This is a genomic window from Falsibacillus pallidus, from assembly GCF_050990905.1.
GTDB lineage: Bacteria > Bacillota > Bacilli > Bacillales > DSM-25281 > Falsibacillus > Falsibacillus pallidus_A.
Genome location: NZ_CP158866.1, coordinates 1,125,936 through 1,149,391, shown reverse-complemented (window position 1 = coordinate 1,149,391; position 23,456 = coordinate 1,125,936). Strand labels below are relative to the sequence as shown.

General features: G+C 43.2%; 22 protein-coding genes. 3 read left to right on the top strand and 19 right to left on the bottom strand.

What is annotated here, in order from left to right; genetic code table 11:
- Positions 1 to 9: 9 nt before the first annotated feature.
- From ABTV07_RS06165 to ABTV07_RS06120, 10 genes are all read right to left on the bottom strand, one after another.
- Positions 10 to 1,023: a 3-oxoacyl-ACP synthase gene (locus ABTV07_RS06165; protein ID WP_433748783.1), complete on the bottom strand. Its 1,014-nt coding sequence runs from the start codon at positions 1,021 to 1,023 to the stop codon at positions 10 to 12.
- 16 nt (positions 1,024 to 1,039) lie between these two features.
- Positions 1,040 to 2,038, bottom strand: a complete 999-nt coding sequence (locus tag ABTV07_RS06160; RefSeq protein ID WP_433748781.1) for a branched-chain amino acid ABC transporter permease — start codon at positions 2,036 to 2,038, stop codon at positions 1,040 to 1,042.
- A 4-nt stretch (positions 2,039 to 2,042) separates the two neighbouring features.
- The gene (locus tag ABTV07_RS06155; RefSeq protein WP_433748778.1) at positions 2,043 to 2,903 is read right to left on the bottom strand and encodes a branched-chain amino acid ABC transporter permease; all 861 of its coding nucleotides are present in this window, start codon (positions 2,901 to 2,903) and stop codon (positions 2,043 to 2,045) included.
- Between the two features lie 16 nt (positions 2,904 to 2,919).
- Complete coding sequence (locus tag ABTV07_RS06150) at positions 2,920 to 3,627, bottom strand: ABC transporter ATP-binding protein (RefSeq protein WP_433748775.1); 708 nt, start codon at positions 3,625 to 3,627, stop codon at positions 2,920 to 2,922.
- Complete coding sequence (locus tag ABTV07_RS06145; protein ID WP_433748773.1) at positions 3,611 to 4,378, bottom strand: ABC transporter ATP-binding protein; 768 nt, start codon at positions 4,376 to 4,378, stop codon at positions 3,611 to 3,613. The genes ABTV07_RS06150 and ABTV07_RS06145 overlap by 17 nt, the downstream gene beginning before the upstream one ends.
- 120 nt (positions 4,379 to 4,498) lie before the next feature.
- Positions 4,499 to 5,725, bottom strand: coding sequence for a substrate-binding domain-containing protein (locus ABTV07_RS06140; protein WP_433748770.1), 1,227 nt, complete (start codon positions 5,723 to 5,725; stop codon positions 4,499 to 4,501).
- A gap of 166 nt (positions 5,726 to 5,891) precedes the next feature.
- Entirely contained in the window at positions 5,892 to 9,125 is a 3,234-nt protein-coding gene (locus ABTV07_RS06135; protein ID WP_433748768.1) for a BTAD domain-containing putative transcriptional regulator, read from the bottom strand.
- Positions 9,126 to 9,227: 102 nt separating this feature from the next.
- Complete coding sequence (gene lepB / locus ABTV07_RS06130; RefSeq protein WP_433748766.1) at positions 9,228 to 9,782, bottom strand: signal peptidase I; 555 nt, start codon at positions 9,780 to 9,782, stop codon at positions 9,228 to 9,230.
- Positions 9,783 to 9,804: 22 nt separating this feature from the next.
- Positions 9,805 to 10,422: a TVP38/TMEM64 family protein gene (locus tag ABTV07_RS06125; RefSeq protein ID WP_433748763.1), complete on the bottom strand. Its 618-nt coding sequence runs from the start codon at positions 10,420 to 10,422 to the stop codon at positions 9,805 to 9,807.
- A gap of 194 nt (positions 10,423 to 10,616) precedes the next feature.
- A complete protein-coding gene (locus ABTV07_RS06120) occupies positions 10,617 to 12,599 on the bottom strand; it encodes a prolyl oligopeptidase family serine peptidase (protein ID WP_433748761.1) in 1,983 nt (660 codons plus the stop codon).
- Between the two features lie 229 nt (positions 12,600 to 12,828).
- Here ABTV07_RS06120 and ABTV07_RS06115 point away from each other — a divergent pair, with 229 nt between their 5' ends.
- Positions 12,829 to 13,221 (top strand): hypothetical protein, encoded by a 393-nt coding sequence (locus tag ABTV07_RS06115; RefSeq protein ID WP_433748758.1) that lies wholly within the window; start codon positions 12,829 to 12,831, stop codon positions 13,219 to 13,221.
- Between the two features lie 49 nt (positions 13,222 to 13,270).
- On the opposite strand, the gene ABTV07_RS06110 is transcribed toward ABTV07_RS06115, so the two are convergent.
- Positions 13,271 to 13,861, bottom strand: coding sequence for a competence protein ComK (locus tag ABTV07_RS06110; RefSeq protein WP_433748755.1), 591 nt, complete (start codon positions 13,859 to 13,861; stop codon positions 13,271 to 13,273).
- 205 nt (positions 13,862 to 14,066) lie between these two features.
- On the opposite strand from ABTV07_RS06110, the gene ABTV07_RS06105 reads away from it, so the two are divergent.
- Entirely contained in the window at positions 14,067 to 14,306 is a 240-nt protein-coding gene (locus ABTV07_RS06105; RefSeq protein ID WP_433748753.1) for an IDEAL domain-containing protein, read from the top strand.
- A gap of 340 nt (positions 14,307 to 14,646) precedes the next feature.
- On the opposite strand, the gene ABTV07_RS06100 is transcribed toward ABTV07_RS06105, so the two are convergent.
- From ABTV07_RS06100 to ABTV07_RS06075, 6 genes are all read right to left on the bottom strand, one after another.
- On the bottom strand, positions 14,647 to 15,897 hold the full coding sequence (locus ABTV07_RS06100) for a M48 family metallopeptidase (protein WP_433748750.1): 1,251 nt from the start codon (positions 15,895 to 15,897) through the stop codon (positions 14,647 to 14,649).
- Between the two features lie 117 nt (positions 15,898 to 16,014).
- Entirely contained in the window at positions 16,015 to 16,323 is a 309-nt protein-coding gene (locus ABTV07_RS06095) for an AzlD domain-containing protein (RefSeq protein WP_433748749.1), read from the bottom strand.
- Positions 16,313 to 17,044: an AzlC family ABC transporter permease gene (locus tag ABTV07_RS06090; protein WP_433748747.1), complete on the bottom strand. Its 732-nt coding sequence runs from the start codon at positions 17,042 to 17,044 to the stop codon at positions 16,313 to 16,315. The genes ABTV07_RS06095 and ABTV07_RS06090 overlap by 11 nt, the downstream gene beginning before the upstream one ends.
- A 200-nt stretch (positions 17,045 to 17,244) precedes the next feature.
- A complete protein-coding gene (locus tag ABTV07_RS06085) occupies positions 17,245 to 17,721 on the bottom strand; it encodes a GNAT family N-acetyltransferase (RefSeq protein ID WP_433748744.1) in 477 nt (158 codons plus the stop codon).
- 6 nt (positions 17,722 to 17,727) lie between these two features.
- Complete coding sequence (locus tag ABTV07_RS06080) at positions 17,728 to 18,504, bottom strand: enoyl-CoA hydratase-related protein (RefSeq protein ID WP_433748742.1); 777 nt, start codon at positions 18,502 to 18,504, stop codon at positions 17,728 to 17,730.
- Positions 18,505 to 18,613: 109 nt separating this feature from the next.
- Positions 18,614 to 20,158, bottom strand: a complete 1,545-nt coding sequence (locus ABTV07_RS06075) for a fatty acid--CoA ligase family protein (protein WP_433748739.1) — start codon at positions 20,156 to 20,158, stop codon at positions 18,614 to 18,616.
- Positions 20,159 to 20,422: 264 nt separating this feature from the next.
- Between ABTV07_RS06075 and ABTV07_RS06070 the strand changes: the two genes are divergently transcribed.
- The gene (locus ABTV07_RS06070; protein ID WP_433748736.1) at positions 20,423 to 21,589 is read left to right on the top strand and encodes an MFS transporter; all 1,167 of its coding nucleotides are present in this window, start codon (positions 20,423 to 20,425) and stop codon (positions 21,587 to 21,589) included.
- Positions 21,590 to 21,641: 52 nt separating this feature from the next.
- Here the strand turns inward: ABTV07_RS06070 and ABTV07_RS06065 are convergent, their stop codons facing one another.
- Both ABTV07_RS06065 and ABTV07_RS06060 read right to left on the bottom strand, forming a co-directional pair.
- Positions 21,642 to 22,400, bottom strand: coding sequence for a TrmB family transcriptional regulator (locus ABTV07_RS06065; RefSeq protein WP_433748733.1), 759 nt, complete (start codon positions 22,398 to 22,400; stop codon positions 21,642 to 21,644).
- Positions 22,401 to 22,457: 57 nt separating this feature from the next.
- On the bottom strand, positions 22,458 to 23,447 hold the full coding sequence (locus tag ABTV07_RS06060) for a lipoate--protein ligase (RefSeq protein ID WP_433748730.1): 990 nt from the start codon (positions 23,445 to 23,447) through the stop codon (positions 22,458 to 22,460).
- Positions 23,448 to 23,456: the final 9 nt, after the last annotated feature.

Sequence of the window (23,456 nt, the reverse complement as noted above, 5' to 3'; positions counted from 1 at the left end):
CTCTTCACCTCACTCAAAATTTCCCCATTGAATGGTTGACGCAGCCCAGGCATATCCTATTCCTGCACTTACCAGCACCACAATATCCCCGTTTTTTATTTTTCCTTCCCGATCTGCAAGCTCCAGGGATAAGATTTGATCAAACTGTCCGATATGACCATAGTCTTCAAGATAGATAGATTGGTCATTCGACAGCCCCAATTCCCGAAGGACGTATTCGTGAGCAGATCGTTTCATATGAAGGATGGCTGCATACCCCACGTCCTCTTCCTTATAACCGCTCTTTGCCAGAGACTCCCTTATCACTTTTAAGAAGTTATCCATTGATTTTTGTTCAAGTCGCTTTTTCATCCCTGCAGGATCCAAGACATCCAGTCTATAAAGCCCTTCTTTTAAATTCTCTGCTGTGACAGGATTCTTCGTTCCCCCTGCCGTGACGACGACATCTTCCGAAAATGATCCGTCCGTAATAATTTCTGTTTCAAGCAGACGGTTCTTTTTCAATCCTTTTTGCAGGATGATCGCTCCCCCGCCTGCGGCCAAGTTGAACATGAATCGGGTGCGCTCATTTTTATAATCGATGAAATCGCCGTTTCGATATCCCCCTGCCAAAAGAACAGTCTGGATGGAAGAGTCTGCAATCATCAATGACTTGGCCAGCTTCAGACCCATGAGTGCTGTACCGCATCTCAAAGCTGCGTCAAAAGCCCATGCTCTGTACGCCCCGATTTCTTCCTGAAGTTTAATCGCGGCCGTCCATAAAGGATATTCTTTGTACTCTTCCCCAATATAAATGACCACATCGATTTCCTTTGGGTCGATGCCGGCTCGCTCAATCGCGATTTTAGCGGCCCGCACCCCCATTTCACACGTATGATCTTCTACCCCGGGAATCGTTTTAGCTCTTATTCCCATTTTGTCTTCGATTACTTCCAGGGGAATTCCTGCTTTCTTTGAGATTTCCTTGCTTGTCATCTTTTCTTCCGGAAGATAAATACCTGTACTTAAAATGCCGATATTCATTTTTCACCCTCCTTTATTATCCCGCAGCACTTTTTTGTTCTTTCACGGATTTTCTTTGTATGATCCGCTTCCTTCCCCAGCCTTGAATCGTTCCGATGATACCTGCCGGGAAGAACATCACCACCAGGATGTAGAGGATGCCGAAGAAAATCAGCCATCTCTCGAATATCGGATGCTCTTTTGCCAATTCGGTCAGCCAATGATGGGCAAATTCGATCAATCCCGCCCCAAGCATCGGTCCCACAAGAGTCCCAACCCCGCCAATGATGGTCATCAATAGCGCATCAAGGGTTGTATCCATTGAGAAAACACTCGTATTGGCAAATCTAAGCGACAGGACATACAGAGAGCCCGAAATGCTTGCGATGACGCCTGCAATGACGCTAGCAATGATTTTATAATAGAGAACTTGAAATCCAAGCGACTCCACTCTCTGTTCGTTTTCCCTGATTGCGACCATCACTTTGCCGAATGGCGACTGGGTGATTCTTTTTAACAAAAAATACACAATCAACATGACAACCAAGCAAATGAAATAATAGTCCATCCGATCTTTTAAGATATCAGGCACGCGGAAGGTAAATCCGTCATTGCCCATTGTCAACGTCCTCCACTTTTCGGCTGCAACCAGGAATAAACCCGCAAAAGCCAGGGTGAGCATTGCGTAATAATGGCTTTTTAATCTCAAAGTTAAGAGGCCCACAATAAAACTGACTGCTGCAGCGAGCAAGATTCCTGCAGCAATTGATACTAGCAGCGTAGGGACTGTGGGTTCGAATCTGTCGAGGATGATGCCTGTTGCATAAGCCCCGATGCCAAAAAACATGGCATGCCCGAACGAAACAATTCCTGTAAAGCCAATCAATATATCATAGCTCATGGCAAAAACAGCAAAAATAAAAATTTGAGTCATCAAAATGAGAAAACTTCTTGAATCGTTTATGTAAGGAACAGCAAGCAGGACAATCCCTGCAATGATCATCACTAAAGTTGAAAGTTGATATCGTTTCCCCATTTCTTCACCCCTTTACCGCAAATAAGCCTTTTGGTTTAAAAATCAATACGACCGCCATTAACAGCATATTGACGGCTAGAGATAAATCCGGGACATAATAGGCCATGAATGAGCCAGCCAATCCAACAAGCATCGCAGCGAACAGGGACCCCGGAAAACTTCCCATTCCACCGATTACAACAACGACGAATGCTAAGATTGCGAACTCCATTCCCATTTCAGCATGAATCACACCGGAGTACGGAGCCAGAAGAACCCCGCCGAGTGCCGCCATGGCTGAGCCGCACATAAAAACTCCTAAAAACACTCTCTTAATGTTGATCCCAAGTGCTTCCACCATCTCTTTATTGATGACTCCCGCCCTGACTACAAGGCCGATCTTCGTCTTTTTCAATATGAATTGAACAATGCCAAAGACCAGTAAGCCCATGATGATGATAAACAAACGGTACTTAATGATGATGACGTCCCCAAGCTCCCAGCTTCCGCTAAGATAACTTGGCGTTTTTGCAGAAATCTGATTCGGTCCCCACACTACTTTCAGAAGCTCCGAAAGGACTAGCATAAGCCCGAGCGTAATCAGAATTTGCTGGATGTGGTTTCCGTAAACCGGCTGGATGATTAATTTTTCTGTTATGAATCCGAGTATCAACCCTGTAAGGATGGCTCCACCGATCGCAAGAACAAAACTTCCTGTCATCGAATATACCCAAACGCCGCTGTATGCCCCCCATGCGAACAATCCTCCATGGGCAAAGTTCAGCACATCCATCAAACCGAATATCAAGGTCAATCCTGCAGCAAGCAAAAAGATGAGCATCCCCGTTGCCAGGCCATTGATGGATAAATTCATGATTAATTCCATACGGTCTCTTCCCTCCTTAAGCTATTCCTAAATATTTCCGTTTCAATTCTTCATCTTCTTTCAATGATTTCATCTCTCCGGAGTGAACGGTCCTGCCGTCATCGATGATATAAAATTTATCCCCGATGGCGCTTGCCATGATAAAGTTCTGCTCAACCAAAATGATGGTTGTTTTCTTTTTCATCTCCTGAATGGATTCCATCACTTTTTCCACAATCACCGGCGCAAGCCCTTTGCTTGGCTCATCAATAAGCAGGAGGTCGTTCTCATTGACATATGCCCTTGCAATGGACAGCATCTGCTTCTGCCCCCCGCTCAGGAGACCTCCCGGCTTCTTCCAGAACTTCTTTAAGTCCGGGAACAGGGAAAGGATCCATTCCAGACGGCTGTTTGTCTCATCATCCACATTTTTCATAGCCACCTTTATATTCTCTTCCACGGTCAGCTCTCCGAATATCCCTTGATCTTCAGGTACAAACCCTATCCCAAGATTGGATGTTTTATAGGTTGGCAGTTTGCTTATTTCCACTCCCTTGTACTTGATTTCCCCTTTGGATGCAGGGTTCATCCCCATAATGGATCTTAGTGTGGTGGTCTTGCCGGCGCCATTTCTGCCTAAAAGGACTGTCACTTCTCCTTTTTGGGCCTCGAAGGAAACGTCCTGCAAGATATGGTATTGTCCGATATAGGTCTCAATTTGATTGACTTCAAGCAGTGAACTCATTATAGAGCCCTCCTAAATACGCGGATTGGACGGTCTCATTTTTGACGATTTCATCCGGTGGACCGTCAGCAAGCAGCTGACCGTTGAAAAGAACCATGATAGAATCGGAGAGCTCCATGATCATATCCATTTTGTGCTCGATCAACACTATGGTCCTTTCTCCCCGCAGTTTAATATTTTTGATGACTTCCACAATGGCCGGCACTTCTTCCACGGACATCCCGGCTGTCGGTTCATCCAATAGAAGGATCTCTGTTTCCAGTGCAAGCAGCATGGCAATTTCAAGCTTCCTTTTTTCTCCATGTGATAGATTGCTGGCCAACGCATCTGCTTTACTATCCAGGAGTACCAGCTTCAGATGCTCCTCTGCCTTTTTGACCACCGAATCAAAGCTGCTAAAATGCCGCAGCATCTGATAGCGGATGCCAGCTTTGGATTGAACGGCCAATCTTACATTTTCCAGCACCGTTAAATTTGGGAATACATTCGTAATTTGAAAAGAGCGGCCTACTCCTTTTCTTGTACGTTTTGTCGGAGAAAGAGAAGTGATATCTTCCCCTTTTAACTTGATGCTTCCTTTTGTTGGTGAAAGCTGTCCGCTTAAAAGGTTGAAAAATGTTGTTTTCCCTGCCCCGTTCGGTCCGATAATCGCCTTGAAATGTTTTTCCTCTATGGCGATGCTCACACCGTCAACAGCCGTGTGTCCGCCGAATCGGATCGTCAAATCTTTCGTTTCTAAAATAGTTCCCATTTATGTCTCCACCTGCCTTGCTTTTATTATCAAAATAAAGAAGAGAAGTGCCGTTATCCCTTTCCACCTGTCTTTAGGATGAGGAATCACCGGCACTTGCCTTTTAAAAATGAGAGATTATTAGTTCCGGATCGGCGGAGCCGTTTCTTCAGGTGTCAACTCCCTGATCAATACCGGAACAGGATATGGCACGCCGTCTTTCTTCTCGAGTTTGATAGCGTACATGGATTGCAATGCCTGGTGGTCCTCTTTACGGAAGGTCATCTTGCCTTTAGGTGTTTCAAAACTCATTCCTTCCATTGTTTTGATCAATTTATCCGCATCTGCATCCCCTTTTGTCTTCTTCAATGCATCCACAATGGCAATCGCTGCACTCATGCCGCCCGGTGTAAAGAGATCCGGCACCTCTCCGTTGTAGCGCTTCTTATGTTCTGAAACGAGCCAATCATTGATTTTATTTTTCGGAAGATCGTTGTAGTACACTGTGAATCCTTCCATTCCGACAAGCGGCTCCATAGTTGAAAGGGCTGCGATATCAGGTGCGCCTGTTGAAATCTTGATGCCTTTTTCCTGGATTTTCATATCGGCAATTTGGTTCCAAGGTGAATTCGCCCCTGCCCAAATGACGAATAGATAATCCGGCTTCTCATCGATGATTTTTTGGAGATTCGATGTGAAATCTGTAGCGGCAGGATCAGCGTATTCTTCCAGGACGACATCAGCACCCAGCTTTTCAGCTGCTTCTTTGAAAGCGGCCACTCCATCCCGTCCAAAAGAGTAGTCTGGAGCAAGCGTGGCAATCTTGACGCCCTTCTTCGCAATCGCTGCTGCACCTGCAACTGCATCCTGTGAAGAGTTCCTTGCAGTCCTGAAGATATACTTATTGAATTCTGAGCCCGTGATGCTGTCTGCAACAGCAGGCTCGACGATCATGACTTTTTCATATTCTTCCGCCAATGGCAGGACAGCCAATGTGTCCCCTGAACTTGATGATCCGACCAAGAAGTCGACATTGTCTTCTTCAAGAAGCTTTGTCGCTTTTTGAACAGCCACTTCAGGTTTGGTTTCCGTATCTTCATATACTACCTGGATTTTTCTGCCGTCAACCTCCATTTTTCCATCTGTGGCATAATCAAGCCCAAGTTCAAAGCCCTGCTTCGTCTGTTTGCCGTAAGATTCAAGTGCACCAGACAGAGAAGCCAATACCCCAATCTTGATCGGTTGCTTCGATTTTGAACCGCTTTCCTTTTTACCGTCCCCCGATGCATCATCAGACGAACATGCACTTGTGAACAGGAGCACGGCAATAAGCATCATAATCAGAGCTGTAAAACTGCGAGTCTTCATACCTTCACTTTCCCCTCATCCCTAAAATGATCAAGCCATAAGCTTTGAAATCATCATAAAAGAGAGGAGTTACAAAATGGTTACAGAGATCAGCAGAACATGATTCCCAGCATAAGACGGAAACAAAAAAAACGCCCCCAGCCGGACGTTTTTTGTCACTTCACATTCAATTCGCTTCAAGAATCATACCGTACATTTGCCTTGTTCTTTCCATCGGCTCCACGCCTAGTTCTTCGTTTAATTTTTTCACACACTTATTGAACCATTTCAATGCCTGTGGCCTGTTATTTTTTTGATAATAGCAGAACATCAGCAGCCGGTAGGCCTCTTCCCATGAAGAATCCTGCTCAAGTATTTTTTCACACCAGGAGATTGCTTCGTCATATTGTTCCGTCTGGACGGCAATCTGCGCAAGCCTCTCTGCTCCTCGTAAGAATATTAATTTCCATTTCTCTTTCTCGCCTTCACACCATGAGCAGCCTTTTTTCTCCGCAAGGAACTCTCCATTGTATAAACTTATTCCCTTTTTTAATAAGGCTCCTGATTTCTCAGGTGAATGTTCATCCAATCCTTCCTGAATCCAGCGCTGCATGAGGATGCAGTCAATTTCAATCATGGCTTTCGGGTTCAGTCCGTATCCATTATTGACCCGCTGCACGAAAAATGGCTTCTCCCTCGGCTTCCGATTCGGTTCCAAAGCGTTATTCAATGCGTTCAATGCCACTTTAAAGTCCCGATCATTACTTTTGCTGCTATTTTCCGGCCACAGTTCTTCACACAGTTCTTCTTTATTCCACCATTCCCCTTTATGAATAATGAAAAATTGGAATAGTTCTTTCGCCTTTTCCCTTTGCCAGTCTTTATCTTCAATGAGCCGATCCCCCATGCGGACATGGAATTCACCCAATGTCGCGACAGTTAGGGAATAGCCTGGATGGGATTCGATTTCATCATAGCCTGCTTCTTTTAATAATTTCCTGGTATAAACCGAATCGATTTCCAATTCTTTCGCTTTCAGGAGAAGAGGGATATGAGCCTGCAAGTCTTTCGGGCCGAACGTTGTATGGTTTTTGAGGAAAAATTCATATTCCCCGAATTGGACATCTTGCAGAAATTTACTCATAAACTGTCCAAATGCACCATCATCCCCCATATCCAATGCAATTCTTGCCAGCCAGTATTCTTCTGCCATCAAACCATATTGGTCCCCGCATATGAGGGAACCCTTCTTAGCTTCACTGATTTCCTTCATGGCATCTTCCAATTTCCCTGAATAGACATAAGAAATTCCCATACAAAGTTTAATCAATGAAGACAGCCACATATCCTGGACTTTTTCTGTTTCATACAACGCTCTTCTGCCTGCTTCCAAAGCTTTTTCCGGAGCACCTTGCCTTCCATATAAAATGCAGAGTCCCATATACGGCTCAGCATTCCCCCTTGAAACATTCATTTCCCCCATCATTTTGAGTGCGGTCATATAGCATTCTTCCGCCAGGTCAGGATGATAGCGGTCAAGCTGCTGGACGGCATGCCCCATCCTGATCCATCCGCATGCTTCAACAAATGGAGTCTTATAGCGAATTCCTTGTTCAATCCCTTTCTGTGCAAGCCTTTTGGCTTCTTCCCCGTTCCCGATAAAAGCTTCAATCAGTGAAAATAGAAGATCTGTCTCCCGGTGGGACTGTGGAAGGTGTATTTTCTCTTCCGACTTCCTTTGCATCAGGAGAGATTTAGCCTGACTGAGCTTGCCTGTCCGCAAATACATTCTTGCATCAAGGTTGCCTTCTTCAATCAATAATTTTTCCGACTCCAGTTTTTCATACCATTTTTCTGCCTTGACGGCGTTCCCTGAGTTCACCAGGTTTTCCGTAATCAGTTTATAGATTTTCTGCTTTTCAGACATGCTTGGAGAAGGAAGCTTTTCAAGCATAGTCAGGGCATCGAATAAATATCTCTCCGCCTTGAGCGGCTGAATCGTATCAAGATAAATCGCTGCGATCCCCATATAGGCCTGGCTGCATAGAAAATATTCATTTTTATCCCGGCATATGTCCAGTAAATGCTGATAGCATCTTTCCGCTTTTTCGTAGTAAGAACGGTGCCTCAATACATCCCCTTCATGAAGCCATAGTATGACATGCTCATTTTTTATTTCAGCAGGCAAACGCTTGAGCTGATCTGACAACCCTTCCAGCTTCCCCGCTTGAAGCATGCTCTTCCCCCATTTTTCGAGGATTTTGGCGATGCCGATATGAAATTGAATCCTGTCGTAATGATAAATGGCCGAATCCCAATTGTTTTTGCTTAAATAGAAGGCTGCACTCTTTTTATGCAATTCCTCGTAAATCTGTTTACTTTCCTCTTTTAACTTCTTCTCTAAGAATGATTTGAATAATGCATGGAAGCGGTATTGATGTCCCGCTGCTTTATGTATAAACGTATTTCTTTCGGACAATTGTTCCAGCATGAGATCGGATGCAGGCAAACCGATGATTTCGTCGCAGATTTCCGGGCTGATTTCTTCCAGGATCGATGTCTGCTTCAAAAAATGCTGGACCATGGACGTTTGTTTGGAAAATACCTCTTCCGCTAAATAATGGAATAGTTCGTCCATTGACGTATGCTGTCCCTGAATGATTTCTTCAAGGACGACTGCTTTCCCAGTCTCGCTCTCCAGCTGCTCACCGATCATGGAGAGGGCAATGATCCATCCTTCTGTGAATTCATAGATCCTTGCAATCTCTTCCTCTTTAAGTGCAGCATCATAATATTCATTTAAGAGGAGATCGATTTCTTCTTGATTGACGACGAAATCCCTTTGATCGATTTCGTGCAGCTTTTTTGTGAGCTTCCACTTGGATAACAGCTTCCATTTCGGTTTCATACGGCTGGAAATTGCAAAATGGATGCCTCTTGGCAAGAGATCGATCACATTCTCCATCCATTGGTTGATAGAAAAGGAATGATCCACCAAATGAAAGTCATCAAGAACGATGGTAAGGTTATCCTTTAGAAAAGACAGCTCATTTATCAATGCTCCTGTCAGGGAATCCAACTCTTCTTCACGGAAATACTTTTCCATCGATTGTAAGCTGTTGAGAAGATCGGTGCCGAATTGAGGATAGCTCCTCCTGATTGCATGGATAAGATACGTGATGAACGGAAGGATATCGTCGTCCCCGGCTGTTATTGTATACCAGCAAAACGGTGCTCCCACATCGTGCAAAAAGAGACTGAGTGCGGTGCTCTTGCCATAGCCTGCTCCGGAATGAATCAGCGTTGCGGGGCAGCTTCGCATCCCCTTCATCTTTTTGAATAGGGAAGGGCGTCTTATGAAATTATCTCTGGCAAGGGGTGGGATTAATTTGGTTTCAACAATGATCATCGAAGAGCCCATTCCTTTTCTCCTCTTTTAATCAGACTTTTTAAAATATTTTAACATAATTTAGCAATACAAGGTTCTTAAATAGAAAAAAACTGGCTATTATCCGCCAGTTTTTTAAAAATTAATATCCCATTTCTTTAATGGCCAGTATCTTAAATCCACTTTCCCCACAACCTGGCTTTGATCGACAAATCCGAAGTAGCGGCTGTCCGAGCTGTCCCGTCTATTGTCCCCAAGTACAAATATCTTGCCTGGAGGGACTTTATCTTTGTCTGTTATTTCTTTCAGTGTGAAATCTCCTGTAAGCTTGCCGTCTATGATTTCTGATTTGTATTTATCTAAATAAGGTTCTTTATACGGCTTCCCATTGATATATAAGATGTCATTCTTATATTGAATGGAATCCCCCGGCAGCCCTATGACTCTCTTCACATAGTCTTCTTCCTTATTTGCATGGAAGACGATTACATCAAAACGGTCAAAATCACCGATCTCGTAGCCGATTTTATTGACCACCAATTTATTGCCATCCTGCAGGGTCGGCATCATTGATTTTCCTTCCACTACATAATTGGAAAAGACAAATGTACGGATGATAAAAAAAAGCAAAAGACCGATGCAAAAAGCCTTGAACCATTCAACCCCTTCTTTTCTCCACTGATCATTCACAGCGCATCCCTCCAAAACTTGCTTATTCACGAACGCGTACTTTTTGAGTTTTAATGCTGAGTTTATTTTCAATCTGTTTTCCTGCAATCCACATGACAAAGATAAAAAGTAAAATGAACAGGGTCTTTTTTGGTTCCTGAACCAGTGCAGCAGGGTCATGTCCTATGAAACTGATCATAAAGATCATCACCATTTTGCTTGCGGCTGAAACGAAAAAGTATTTTCCAGGTGAAATGTGAGAAAGGCCAGCGACGATATTCACAAGCGCTGAAGGAGTGAAAGGGAAGCACAGCAAAAGGAACAATGGTCCAAATCCATGCCTGTCTACCCACTCCATCATCCTTTTCACATGCTTATGCCTTTCAAAAAAATGAAAAAGCTTCTTTTTCCCAAAATAACGGAAAAGGAAAAACACAAGCATAGAACCTGCTACCGCTCCAATCCAAGAAAACAAAAAACCCCACCATAACCCGAATGCGCTTGCATTTGCCATTACAAGTAAAAACAATGGCAAAAAAGGAATGACTGCCTCAATCACCGGCAGCAAGATGCCCACCGCCGGTCCAAAGGCCTTGTAGTGTTGGATCCATTCCATTACAGTATCAATCGTGATCATCTCTCGCAAGGCTTGCAGTTCCATTCTTTTCTCCTTATATTACAATGATTATGTAATGTCCACCGTTTATTGAACGACTATTTTTCCTCGTCTATTTATTGGGGCTTTTTTCAATAGGCTTAAACTTGTTCTTATGTTTGAAGTATATCATATCTTTTATGCACCAATCCCGATTCAACAAAAAAAGCTGGAACAGCATCCAGCTTTTTCTGACAATCTTATAAATAATCTTTGAACCAATCCCTGATATATTCGAGCCTCTTCATTCTCAAGGCTGGTTTACCGCTCCTGGAGAGCTCGTGGTTGGATTCAGGGAATCGAATGAATTTCGTTTCTTTTTTCTGTCTCTTCAATGCAATGAAAAGCTGTTCTGACTGTTCAATCGGACACCTGTAATCTTTTTCGCTGTGTATGATCAAGAGCGGGGTTTTGATTTGATTGACATAGGCAATCGGCGAATGTTTCCACAACTTCTCTATATCATTTAAATCTGCTCCAATTTGCCATTCAGAGAAATAATAGCCGATGTCGCTTACTCCATAGAAGCTGATCCAATTGGAGATGCATCTTTGGGTCACGGCTGCCTTGAAGCGGTCTGTATGGCCGACGATCCAATTGGTCATGAATCCGCCATAGCTTCCTCCTGTGACCCCAAGCCTTTTCTCATCAATAAAATCAAATGTCTTTAATGCGTGGTCCACCCCATGCATGATGTCATTGTAGTCATTTCCCCCATAATCCCCTCTTACTGCATCCACAAAATCCTGTCCATAGCCGTGGCTTCCCCGCGGATTGACAAATAACACAGCATATCCTTGTGCAGCGAGAATCTGAAACTCGTTCATATACGTGTTCCCGTACATCGCATGCGGACCACCGTGGATTTCCAGTACCATTGGATACTTTTTGCCCTCTTCAAAACCTGTCGGCTTCATGATCCAGCCTTGAACCTTCCAGCCATCTGCCCCCTCAAATTCAAACACTTCAGCCTGGACCAGTTCTTTATTTGCCAATGCGCCGCCATTCACATTGGTCAACTGTTCAACTCCACCCTGATCGAGTGATACTGCAAACAGCTCTCCTGGCATTGTTGGAGTGCTGATCGCAGCGACTCCATGATGTTTGCCCGGTGCAAGGGAGAATCCATAGATGTGCTGATTTTCAATTACAGAAGGATATATCTCCCCGGATACATTCCCATAATAGATCACTGTATTTCCGTTATCCGTTGCAAGGAAATAGAACCCTTCATTATCTTCCGTCCATTGAACGCCGGGACTTGCTGCACCTTGATGGAAATCTCCGACCATTAGATCCCCGATTGGTGCATCAAATGCTTCAGAGAAGCAGAACAGCTCTCCTTCTTTCAAATGGTACAGCCAGATTTTCGGATGCGTGGCATTTCGGAATTCCTGCAAATGGCCGATAAAACTTAAATACGAACCGTCCGGCGACCATGTTGCCTGCCAATATACCCCTTCGCCTTCCGTCACTTTATTTGCTTTCCCACTCTCCACTTCATAAAGAAACACATCATTTTGAAAGGAAAAATCCTTATCATCGGCTTCATCGCATGCATATGCGATATATTTTCCATCCGGGGACCATGACTGCAATTGTGTATCATGGCTGCCAGAAGTCAATTGTCTCAATTCAAATGTTTCAAGGTCGACCACAGCTATGTAATTTTTACGGTCGTTTAAAAAGCCTTGAGCATCGGATTTGTATTTCATCCGTTCGACTTCCAGGGGCTTTAATTCCTTTTTCTCTTCCTCTTTTGAAGGTTCTTGTTCCAATGTTTCGCTTTCCTCAAGCGAGACCGTGAAAGCAAGCTTTTTCCCGCAAGGGGACCAAACCGGATTGGAAGCTCCATTTTTACATTTTGTCACTTGCAATGCTTCTCCGCCTGATAAAGGAATCACATAGATCTGATTAAGGCCTGACCGATTGGAAACAAAGGCAGCCTTCTTCCCATCCGGCGACCATCTGGGGGTTGAAACTCTGTCTTTTCCGTACGTCCATTGATGGCTTGCTTTTGTTTGCAGATCGAGATGATAAAGGTTCGAAACATATTCTTTCTTCTCTTTGTCAATGTGGGTCTGTATATACAATAAACGTGTGCCGTCCGGCGAGACATTTGGGTCTGCTGCTGATTTCAATTCATAAAGATCTTCCGGGGTTATGCCATTTTTTCTTTCCATCTTAGCTCCACCTTTCATCGATGTGATTCTTTAAAACTCTGGGCTTATTTAAAATATTTCGACACTCAAAATAATTTCCCTGCACGTTTTTGCAATTCCCCGATGCTTTTGTAGAAAAATGGAGAAACTAAAATGATAATCCGCCTTGAAATTTTCATTACTACCAGCTAAAATAAAAATACGAACAAACGTTCTTTTAAAACTCAATGATGCAGGAGGAGGTCATTTTATGACCAGGATACCAGAGGACGACAGAGATATATTTGAGCAGGCCATATACCTTCCTATGGTGTTGACTGTGCTGAACCGCGATTTAGCAATCATAGAAAAGAGCCCCTTCAAACTGAAGAAGCCTTATATGGAACTTATTGAAGAAACAATGAAAGCCATTCAGAAGGATCTGGCTGCAGTAAAGCGGCATATGAAGCAGCAGCAGATGAAAGTCGAGCGGCTGACCACTGATGATACGTTCACCATGTACCTGTTTTTGTACAAAGGATATGAAGAGCATCATAATTACTTCAATCCCCGTCTGCGCAATAAATCAGAAGAACTCCTTCGCTACTATCTGTATAAACGGTTCATTAAAGATTCTCCAGTCCAGGCAAGCCAAAATGGATGAAAAGCAGGAAGACCTGTCCAAATGAAACGGGATGCGCTTGTCCCCAGATTCAGTCCATCCTGTTTTTAATAAGATTGTTTTCCCTTTCAATCCTTAGAATGTAGGACTGCTTCCTTTCAGATGCTTCAGATGCCTTTTCTTGATTTCTTAAATAAATCTGATTTTCCCTTTTTTCAGCACGCTGCATATACCTGACCCTTAGCATGGAGGTTCTCAATGATTGAGATTCGAATGATCTTAATGATATCGGCAGGGAAACAGACAGGTCATTTTCAAATGTAACCAATGTGGATTGATCCTCAAGCTGTTGATATCCTTTTACATGATCGTGGGAAATCCATATGCAATGCGGTTCTGTGGGGGATGCTGTTGGAAAAAAGTAGATTGATGTCAGGGGATCTATGATGATGGGGACCTTCTTTGATACTCCAATTAGCCTCTTGGTACCTTCTTTCCTCTCTATATAGCTGATTCCAAAAAACTCACAGCTTTTTTTAATGATTTCCAACGGTTTGAATGGAGAGATAAATTGTCCATCTGTCTCATAGATTTCAGTGTAGATTTTAGAACCATACTTTATTGGCCTTAAGAACATGGTGGAAGAATTGACCTCATATTCTTCGATTTTATTATTCTTCATCATTCGACTCCCTTCAAGTAAATTCAACATTTTCAATAACCATCATATCATCCTGTATGCCATTTGTCCCATATTTTTTCTAAAAATTCCAATTTTTCGCAATATAACTCCCTAGCCGAAATATTTATCAGAAAATTTAATTAATTTAGTTGAATATCTGAAGCATCTTCCATATAATTATAAAAAGGGCTTCGAGGTGATCGTCATGAAAAAAGACAAATCTTATTCAGAGATGATGAAGGCTTGTGCGATGGCAGGTAATCAGTTGAAAAAGTCGTTTGTGGCAGATATTTATATCGAAATGCTCCTTTTAGAAATCCAACTAAACAAAGAAAAAGAGATCCTGATCAACGCAATCAATGAAGCTCTTGATGTGAAAGATGAACAGATGTTCATGGAATTGACCAGCCGCTATAATCAATTGATGAAACGATATGGATCATAGAAAAGCGCAGCCGGCTGTTTAAAGGCGTAGAGACTGGAGCGCAGCACCACGAGATAAAGGAATCACGAAGAGCGGCAGCGATTCGATGATGACTTATCGTAAGTGTGCTGAGCGAAGTCTCCTAGCCTTTAGCCGGCGAAGCTGGACACAGAAAAGCGGAAGTGCCCTGATAGCCCCGACCATCATAAGATGGAACTCGAAGGAAATCCTGATTTCCGTAGAGGTGCGGCTTATGACTCGAGGGGCTGGGCGCTGAAGCTGGATCAAGAAAAGCGCAGCCCGGAAATAAACACTGCTCCCAAGGCAAAAAAAACAACCGAATCGGTTGTTTTTTTGTTGTCTATTTGGAAGTCTCAGCCCTCTCAATCCTTTCCCGCATCGTCGGATGGCCATATCGGAAGATTTTAACGAGCCATGGGGGATCTACTTCACTCAGCCCCGTGCGCGTCAAGTCTTGGAAAGTTTTGACAGCGGATGCAGAGTCATGGGTCATTTCCATTGCATAGCGGTCGGCCCTTGTCTCCTCATACCTTGATACCCAATTTGTCAAAGGACTTGCTGCAAAAAGCAGTATGGATGTGAGAAGGAAAAATAAAGGCAGGGAACTGAGACTGGAGATCCCGGTGATTTTAAGCTCCTTCTTCCTTCCCATACATTTTTCCATCCATTTAGCCGTAATCCATAATCCTACCAGAGACAAAAGCAAGTAGCCGGCAATTCCAAAGTAAATATGCTTCTCCACATAATGACCCATCTCATGGGCCATTATGAATAAAATTTCCTTGTCGCTTAGTTGTTTTAGCGTTGTATCCCATAAGACAATCCTTGAATTCGATCCGATTCCGGTTACATAGGCATTGAGAGAATTCGTCTTCTCTGACATATTGACTTCATACACATGCTTTGCAGGTATATCGGCTTTTGCAGCCATATCCAAAATCTTCGTTTCAAGCTGCTTATCCTTTAAAGGATAAAAATCATTGTACAACGGATCGATGACGACCGGCTGCAAGAACATCATGAAGATGGTAAATGGGATGGATAAGATCCAAGCAGCAAGCCACCATCTTTTCTTGAATTTTTTCATGAGTGCGTATAACACGGTCACCACAATGAACATTAAAGCAAAATTCACCCAAAAATCGATCAATTCATCCTTCATCCAAGAGTGAAAGTTTTGAGTGGAAATGTGGTAGGCCTTTGAAACACTATGCGATAAATAGCTCAACGGAAATGTAACAATGAAGGAAGCGAGAGAAAGCCAAAACAGGTAAACAGCACTTCTGATGATATGGAAGCGCGACGTCTTTTCCGCCCATCTTTCAAATGTCCTGGAAACCCCGAATATCAACACAAGGAAATAAAAAAGCCATTCATATGGAGACGATAAAAAAAAGAGAAGATTTTTGATTTTCGAATATTCTTCGCTAAGCATCATTTCTCTTTGATTCATGAAAGTGGCCGGATCCACACTGGTTCCCTTCAATGAATGCGGAACGGCTGCATCTGCCAAATAAAACAAGTAAGCATACATCAGCACCCCAAAAAGCAAATAAGCAAAAACGGCATTAAACGCCCATTTTCTAACCAAACTGAACTCCTCCCTCCTTGTCCTCATTATTAAATGTAGTGCATCTGCAGGAAATTAGAACACTTATATATGTATATAGACTTCATAAGTATCTCCCACTGAGATGAAAAACACTCTTTACCAGATCCATGAATATAAACTCAGGACACTGATTGCCCCGATGACCACCACGATGACATTTGCGCCCAGGAATGCCAATAAGAACGCTGCTGCCGCACCAATCAATCCAAAAGAAAAATCCCCTTCTTTAATCAGAAGGATTCCCGGGAATATCAATGCTCCAAGCGTTGCATAAGGAACATTTTTCAAGACGCCTTGAACGAATGGCGGCAATTCCTTCCCTCCAAAAAGAACGAATGGCATCATTCTTGGAATATAGGTGACGATGCCCATCCCCAGGATCATCCACATGAATTTATTCTCCATTGCGATTCCCCTTTCCTTTTTTCACATATTCTATCGCTTCGACCACTACTGATGCCAGCAAGGTGGCAGCTACTATCCGCCATCCGGTTGAAAGGATAGACAGAACCGCAAGGATGGAATGGATGACCGCAGAAAAAGATGCAAGGAACAGTACTTTTCTGCTCGTTTTCAGCGATGGGACAAGCAGGCCGACAAACATCGCATATAGAGCGACCGTCATCCCTTCTTGAAGCGTTTGAGGGAGGTTCGCACCTATAAGGAACCCAATGCCAGAATTGACTACCCAGCTTGCATACGAAATGGAGGTCACTCCGAATATGTAGCGTGTGGAAACCGTTCCTTCCTTTATCGCAGCCACAGAAAATGTTTCATCAGTTATGCCGAACGCATAGACCGCTTTCTTAAGAAGGGAATCGTCTTCTACTTTTTCATTCAAGGAGGCAGACATGAGCAAATGGCGGATGTTCACAATGAATGTCGTAAAAATGATTTCAAATACACCAGACCCCAAAGCGATCAGGCTAAGAGCAATATACTGGGATGCGCCTGCAAACACGACAAGGCTCATCATGACCGTGTCCAAAAAAGAAAGACCCGTCGTTTTTGCCAGCAGCCCGAATGTCAGGGCAATGGGCAGATAGCCAATGGCGATGCTCGCTCCTCCTTTAATCCCTTCCTTGAAAGAAGAAGAGTCATATACGTTTTCTGTCGATAGTTCCATAAGCATTCCTGCCTTTAGCAAAAGATTAAAATTATTTGAAAAATGCGATAGTGTATTTTATTATACGCTTGGTCTTATGTCAATAATGGTGAAACCTGCATTTAAATAAAATGCTATGTTAAACACCGCTGTTGATTTCATCTGAAATCAACAATGAACTTTAGCATAGCTAAATAAAAAAAGCATGAGGACATTATGCCTCATGCTCTCTCTGTTTCTTTGACCATTGTAAGAAATTCAATTGGGCCATTAGCGAATTTTTGCTGCTTGCGGAAACCAAATTTTTCATAAAGATGGATCGCCCGTTCATTAAAAGCAGCGACGGTCAGACGAAAAGGCTTATTTCCGCTATCAATAGCGATCTGCTCCAGGATAAATGCAAGAAACTCGCTTCCCCTTCCCTTACCGGTAAGGGCAGGCTTCATACCCAGTCCTATATCTATGTATCCATCCGGATAAACATGATAATCATGTCCTTTTGGCACCTGTGCTGAGTTACCTACACAGAAAAAACCGATAAGCTTCCCTTCATCATCCACAACGCCTTGATAGGAACCTCCTAAAAGTTCTTTTAAAGCCTCATCTGATTTTTGGTTATTGTAGAAGTCATAGGGAGGTTCGTATCTCCAATTCAGTATTTCATCTGCCACGGCCTTATTCATTGTAGTGATTTGCATCAAATTCTATCTCCCTTTGAATACCGGCTTTCTCTTTTCGCTGAAAGCGAGCAATGCCTCCACCCGGTCTTCAGTCGGGATGGTGATTTCATAGGCTTTCCTCTCGATTTGAAGACCGGTATTCAAATCGGCATTCATTCCATTCTTGATAGCAAACTTGGCTTGCTGCAATGCAATTGGCCCGTTGGAGAGCATGCTGTCTGCAAAATCAGTAATCGTCTTCTCAAATTCTTCCCGGCTGCAGACTTTGGTGACCACTCCATATTGCAGGGCTTCTTCTGCAGTCAATCGCTTAGCCGTTAAAATCAATTCGAGTGCCTTTGCCTCCCCGATCAGCCTTGGGAGCCTCTGTGTCCCCCCTGCACCCGGAATGATGCCGAGGCTTGTCTCCGTCAATCCCATAACAGCCTCTTCAACAGCAATACGGAAATCGCAGGATAAAGCAAGCTCCATCCCTCCTCCGAATGCATAGCCGTTCATGGCAGCTATCGTTGGCTGAGGAAGCTTCTCCACCGCAGAAAAGACTTCGCCAATTTTATAGACATTCCGCTTCACTTGCTGTTCAGTCAAAGTCTTGCGCTCTTTCAAATCAGCCCCGACACTGAATGCTTTGCTGCCTGCGCCTTTGAATACCACAACCCGGACATCCGGATTCAGCCTCAGTGCATCGACTACTTCCTCGAGTTCGCATAACGTATCATAGTTAAAGGCATTCATCGCTTCTGAACGATTGATTGTGACGGTTGCCATATGGTTTTTTTGCTGCAATAAAATGGATTCCATTAAAACTCCTCCTCCTTTGTTCAATCTATTAATTCGACATTTTTCATGCAAACCCTTTCAAACCCATCAATAGAAAAAGCAGACATGAAAAATGTCTGCTCTCCATCTATCAAGCCTGGAAAATATGATCTTTTAACGCTCTTCTTAATATTTTACCAGTGGTATTCTTCGGCAATTCATCAATGAACTCAATGGAGGAAGGAAGTTTATATTTGGCCAGATGCTGTCTGCAATAGTCTGCTACCTGTTCTTCCGTCAAATCTTTGTTTGTGCTCACCACAAAGCATTTGACCGCTTCCCCTTGATTTGGATCCGGTACGCCGATGACAGCTGCTTCGACAATATCCGGGTGTCCGTAAAGGACTTCTTCCACCTCGCGAGGGTAGACATTGAATCCTCCTACGATTACCATATCTTTTTTGCGGTCGACGATGTAAAAATAGCCTTCTTCATCCATTTTGGCTAGATCACCTGTATAAAGCCATCCATCCCTGAGGGCAGCTTCTGTTTCTTCAGGCATTTTATAATAGCCCTTCATCACATTTGGCCCCTGGACAACTAACTCTCCCACTTCTCCTACAGGAACCTCTTCCCCAAGTTCGTTTACAACTTTATTCTTGATATTCATAATGGAAGTTCCAATGGAGCCCGGCTTCCTTGGACGGTCCAATGGGTTAAAGCATGTAACAGGTGAAGCTTCTGACAAGCCATAGCCTTCAGAGATGACCACCTTGAACTTCTGTTCGAAATTCTTCAGGAGTGCAACAGGCAATGAAGCTCCGCCAGAAATGCAAAGCCTTAAAGTCTTCAGGCTGGAAGGATCCGCTTCTGGAAATTGATAGAGAAAATTGTACATGGTCGGAACCCCGGCAAATACTGTCGCTTGATACTTCTCAGTAATGCGGAAAATATCAGCGGGACTGAATTTAGGCGTTATCAACAAAGTGGCACCGCTGATCAATGGTGCATTCAATACGACGGTCATACAGAAAACATGGAACATCGGCAGAGTAGTAATGACGCGGTCATCTTCATTCATTTTCAAATAAGATCCAGTATCCCTTGCATTGGAATAAAGGTTCTTATGAGTAAGCATAGCCCCTTTAGGCCTTCCAGTTGTCCCTGAAGTATAGAGGATGACGGCAACATCATCTTCATCCAATTCAGGTCCTTTAAATGAAATGGAACCTGTTTCCAGCACTTCTGAAAACGATTTCATTTTTGGGTGCGCGGCAACCGCCTCTTCAATGGCAGAATCCTGTTTAGTCGGGCAGATGATATAATTCTCTACTTTGGGCAGCAAACCCTCTACCTTTCCGACGAGCGGCACCATTAAATCCAAAGCGACCACAGCTTTCACGTCGCCATTATTCAATATGTATCCAATTTCATCTTGAGTGTAAATCGGATTGATTGGAATGACAGTTGCACCTAGACGCATCGCACCATAAAACGCAATGATAAAATGCGGGGAGTTTCCCAGTAATAGAGCAATGTGATCTCCTTTTGTGACTCCGAGAGATTCCAAACCGGAAGCAAATTTCGTAACAGCCCCGTCTAATTCACCGTAAGAAGTGGCTTGATCTAAAAAGTAGTAGGCAGGTTTTGCTGCATGTGCAGCTGCTGATTCACTTAACCGTTTTGATAGATTCATATACTCCCTCCTTCTTTAATGAATGAATAGTCATTCATTTATATTTTTTAATTTTCAAAATATATTATATAGAAAGAATATTATTCTTTCAATAAATTGGCATTCAAAATTTTCTAAATGTGTCTAAAATATCGGATTTTCCTCAATCGATTTGCCTTTTTTTCTCTATTAATTTTTACTTGAAGTAAACACCTCATAGAGGTTACTATTGTAGTGGTAACCTATTAGATAATGTAAGTTTTAATAGAGAAAGGGGTTCTCCCATTGAATTACAAAGTATATATTTTAGCCATCGTTTCTTTTATCGCCGGGATGGTTGAATTAATCGTAGGAGGAATCCTCGATTTAGTTGCAGAAGGATTGAATATTTCAATCAGCACAGCAGGCGGTTTGATTACTATCTATTCATTAGTCTTTGCAATCGCTTCTCCCATCTTGCTGACCATGACAGCCAAGTTTGAGAGGAAGTCACTGCTTCTCTGGACGCTGCTTTCCTTTTTAATCGGCAACATCTTAGCGATGGCCAGTCCTACTTATACCATCCTTTTCATTTCAAGGATGATATCAGCAGCGAGCGGCTCGCTCCTGGTTGTGCTGTGTGTGACGATTGCCTCAAGTATCGTTCAAGAACAATTTAGGGCAAGGGCTATCGGAATCATCTTCATGGGCATAAGCGGCTCATTGGTGCTTGGCGTCCCCATTGGATTGGTCATTGGGAATGCATTCGGCTGGCGCGGTCCGTTCGTATTCATTGTCTTCTTGACTGTTTTGGCAATGGCAGGCGTCTACTTCCTATTAGAAAAAATTGAACCGAAGCCCGTCATCCCGCTTAAGCAGCAATTGAAGACACTGAAGGATTCAAAGATATTATTTGCACAACTCACATCCTTCCTGTTTTTAACCGGACATTTAACGCTTTACGCTTATTTGACTCCATTTCTCAAAACAGCGTTGAATTTAAATGCAGAGTGGATCAGCATCTTTTATTTTATTTTTGGGATTTCAGCCGTATTCGGCGGTGGTTTTGGCGGCTGGTCCGCAGACAAATTCGGATCAAAGAAGACCATACTTGCATTCATCTCCATTTTTGCCATCGTACTCTTCATCTTGCCGAAGATGGCATTCTCCATGCCGCTATTCGCAGCCATCATGGTGCTTTGGAGCATGCTCAGCTGGGCGATCACACCTGCACAGCAGAACTATCTGATTGAATCATCCCCTGAAACTGCCGATATCCAGCAGGGACTGAATAATTCTGCCCTTCACTTTGGAATCGCGCTGGGGTCCTTGATCGGCGGAGCTGTCATTGAACAGTCATCCGTGATGAACAATGCTTTCGTAGGCGGGGCATTCATCCTTCTTTCCCTACTATGTGCTGTGATTTCAATCTCCAGATCTCCTGTGCAAAACGTAAAGACAAGTGAAAATTAATAAAGCAAAAAAAGCGCCATTCCATAATTTCGGAATGGCGCTTTTACTTTTGTTAATAACGAAGACGCATCAGCAGCTTCTTGATTTCTTCATCTGACATGAGGGTTTCCTCATATCTTTTTGTAATTTCAGCGAGGGCGACATCGTGATAGAAAAACTCAGCGAAAAATTTCACTACCGGTTTTGATTTGGTTTTGATTGCCTGCCAGGCACCCTCTTCGACGCCAGCAAATAATATTTCTTCTTCATCAATGACAAGAAGTCTGTTTTTTTCGAGCATCCGATGTTCTTCATTCGGAGAAAGAATGTGCAGGTTCTTCAAATCCGCTTCCGCATTTCCTACTATCAATGCTTCAACATGGAGACCCTGCCGCTCCTTCTCCTCCAAAATCGGCAGGCATGCTTCCAGTTCATCGGTCCAAATGGAAATAAGAATGGCCTTCTCTGCCTTCTCCAAAAGTTCAAGGAACTGAGCTTGAATGGATGAATCCACTTTCAGGCTCCAGACCCTGTCGTCAGTAATCGTTTTTTTCGGGGTATTCGCTTTTAAATGATCGATGCTTTCCTGAAACTCAGACGTCAGCTTTTTAATGGCAAGCTCCAATGGCAATGCCATATACAGCTTTTTCTTCTCAGATACGGAATCCAAAATCATTCCTTTTTCGGTCATTCTGCCAAGGACTTCATATATCTTCGCCTTTGGCACTCCGGAATATTTCACGAGCTGGGCCGCATCAAGAGGCTCTGTGCTTGATAGAAGAGCTTCATAAACTTTGCTCTCATACTGGGTAAATCCGAATTTTTGAAGCATATTTCCTCCATTGAAAAACTGGATTAAAATGATGACTTAATACATTTTAATTGAATTTTACCACAATAAATCGACGAACTCTTCCTTTGTGATATTTCCAAAGTAGTGTTTGATATCGACCGGCTCTAACGCCTTTTCGATTTCAGCTTTTTCATAGCGCAGGCCAGTAAGCAGATTCTCCACTTCAGAAACATCGCCCACTCCAAAGAAATCTCCATAGATCTTGCAGTTTTCAATTCTCCCTTTGTTCACTTCCAGGCGTACATCAATGTGGCCAACCGGGAATCGATGGGAATGCTGAAGATTGAACTTAGGTGATTTCCCGTAATTCCAGTCCCAATTTTGATAACGCTCCTTGGATATCTCGTGTATCTTCTCCCAATCCTGTTCGGTCAGTTTATATTCCTGGATTTTATCCTCTCCGCCGAAAATATTCTTAAGGATCAAAGAACGGAATTCCTCGATCGATGTTTTTTCTTCCAGGAATTCAGAGATGTTCGCCACCCTGCTGCGGATGGACTTGATTCCTTTTGATTCAATTTTATCCTTCCTTACTTTCAACGCAGAAACCACATGATCCATTTCAGAATCAAATAAAAGAGTTCCGTGGCTGAACATCTTTCCTTTTGTGGAGAATTGAGCGTTTCCAGAAATTTTCCTGCCTTCGGCTAAGATATCATTTCGTCCGCTAAGTTCTGCATTTACCCCAAGATTTTTCAGGGCTTGGACAACCGGCTCTGTAAACTTCTTAAAATTATGGAAGCTCTCACCGTCATCCTTCGTGATAAAGCTGAAATTCAGATTGCCCAAGTCGTGGTAGACCGCTCCACCTCCGGATAGCCTGCGAACCACGACGATTCCGTTTTTCTCCACATAATCCGTGTTGATTTCTTCGATTGTATTTTGATTCTTTCCGATAATGATCGATGGCCTGTTGATATAAAACAGCAAATACGTCTCATCAATATCCAAATGTTTTACGGCAAACTCTTCAATGGCCAGATTGATCCTTGGATCAGTAATTCCTTGATTATCAATAAAAAGCATGATTTTTCC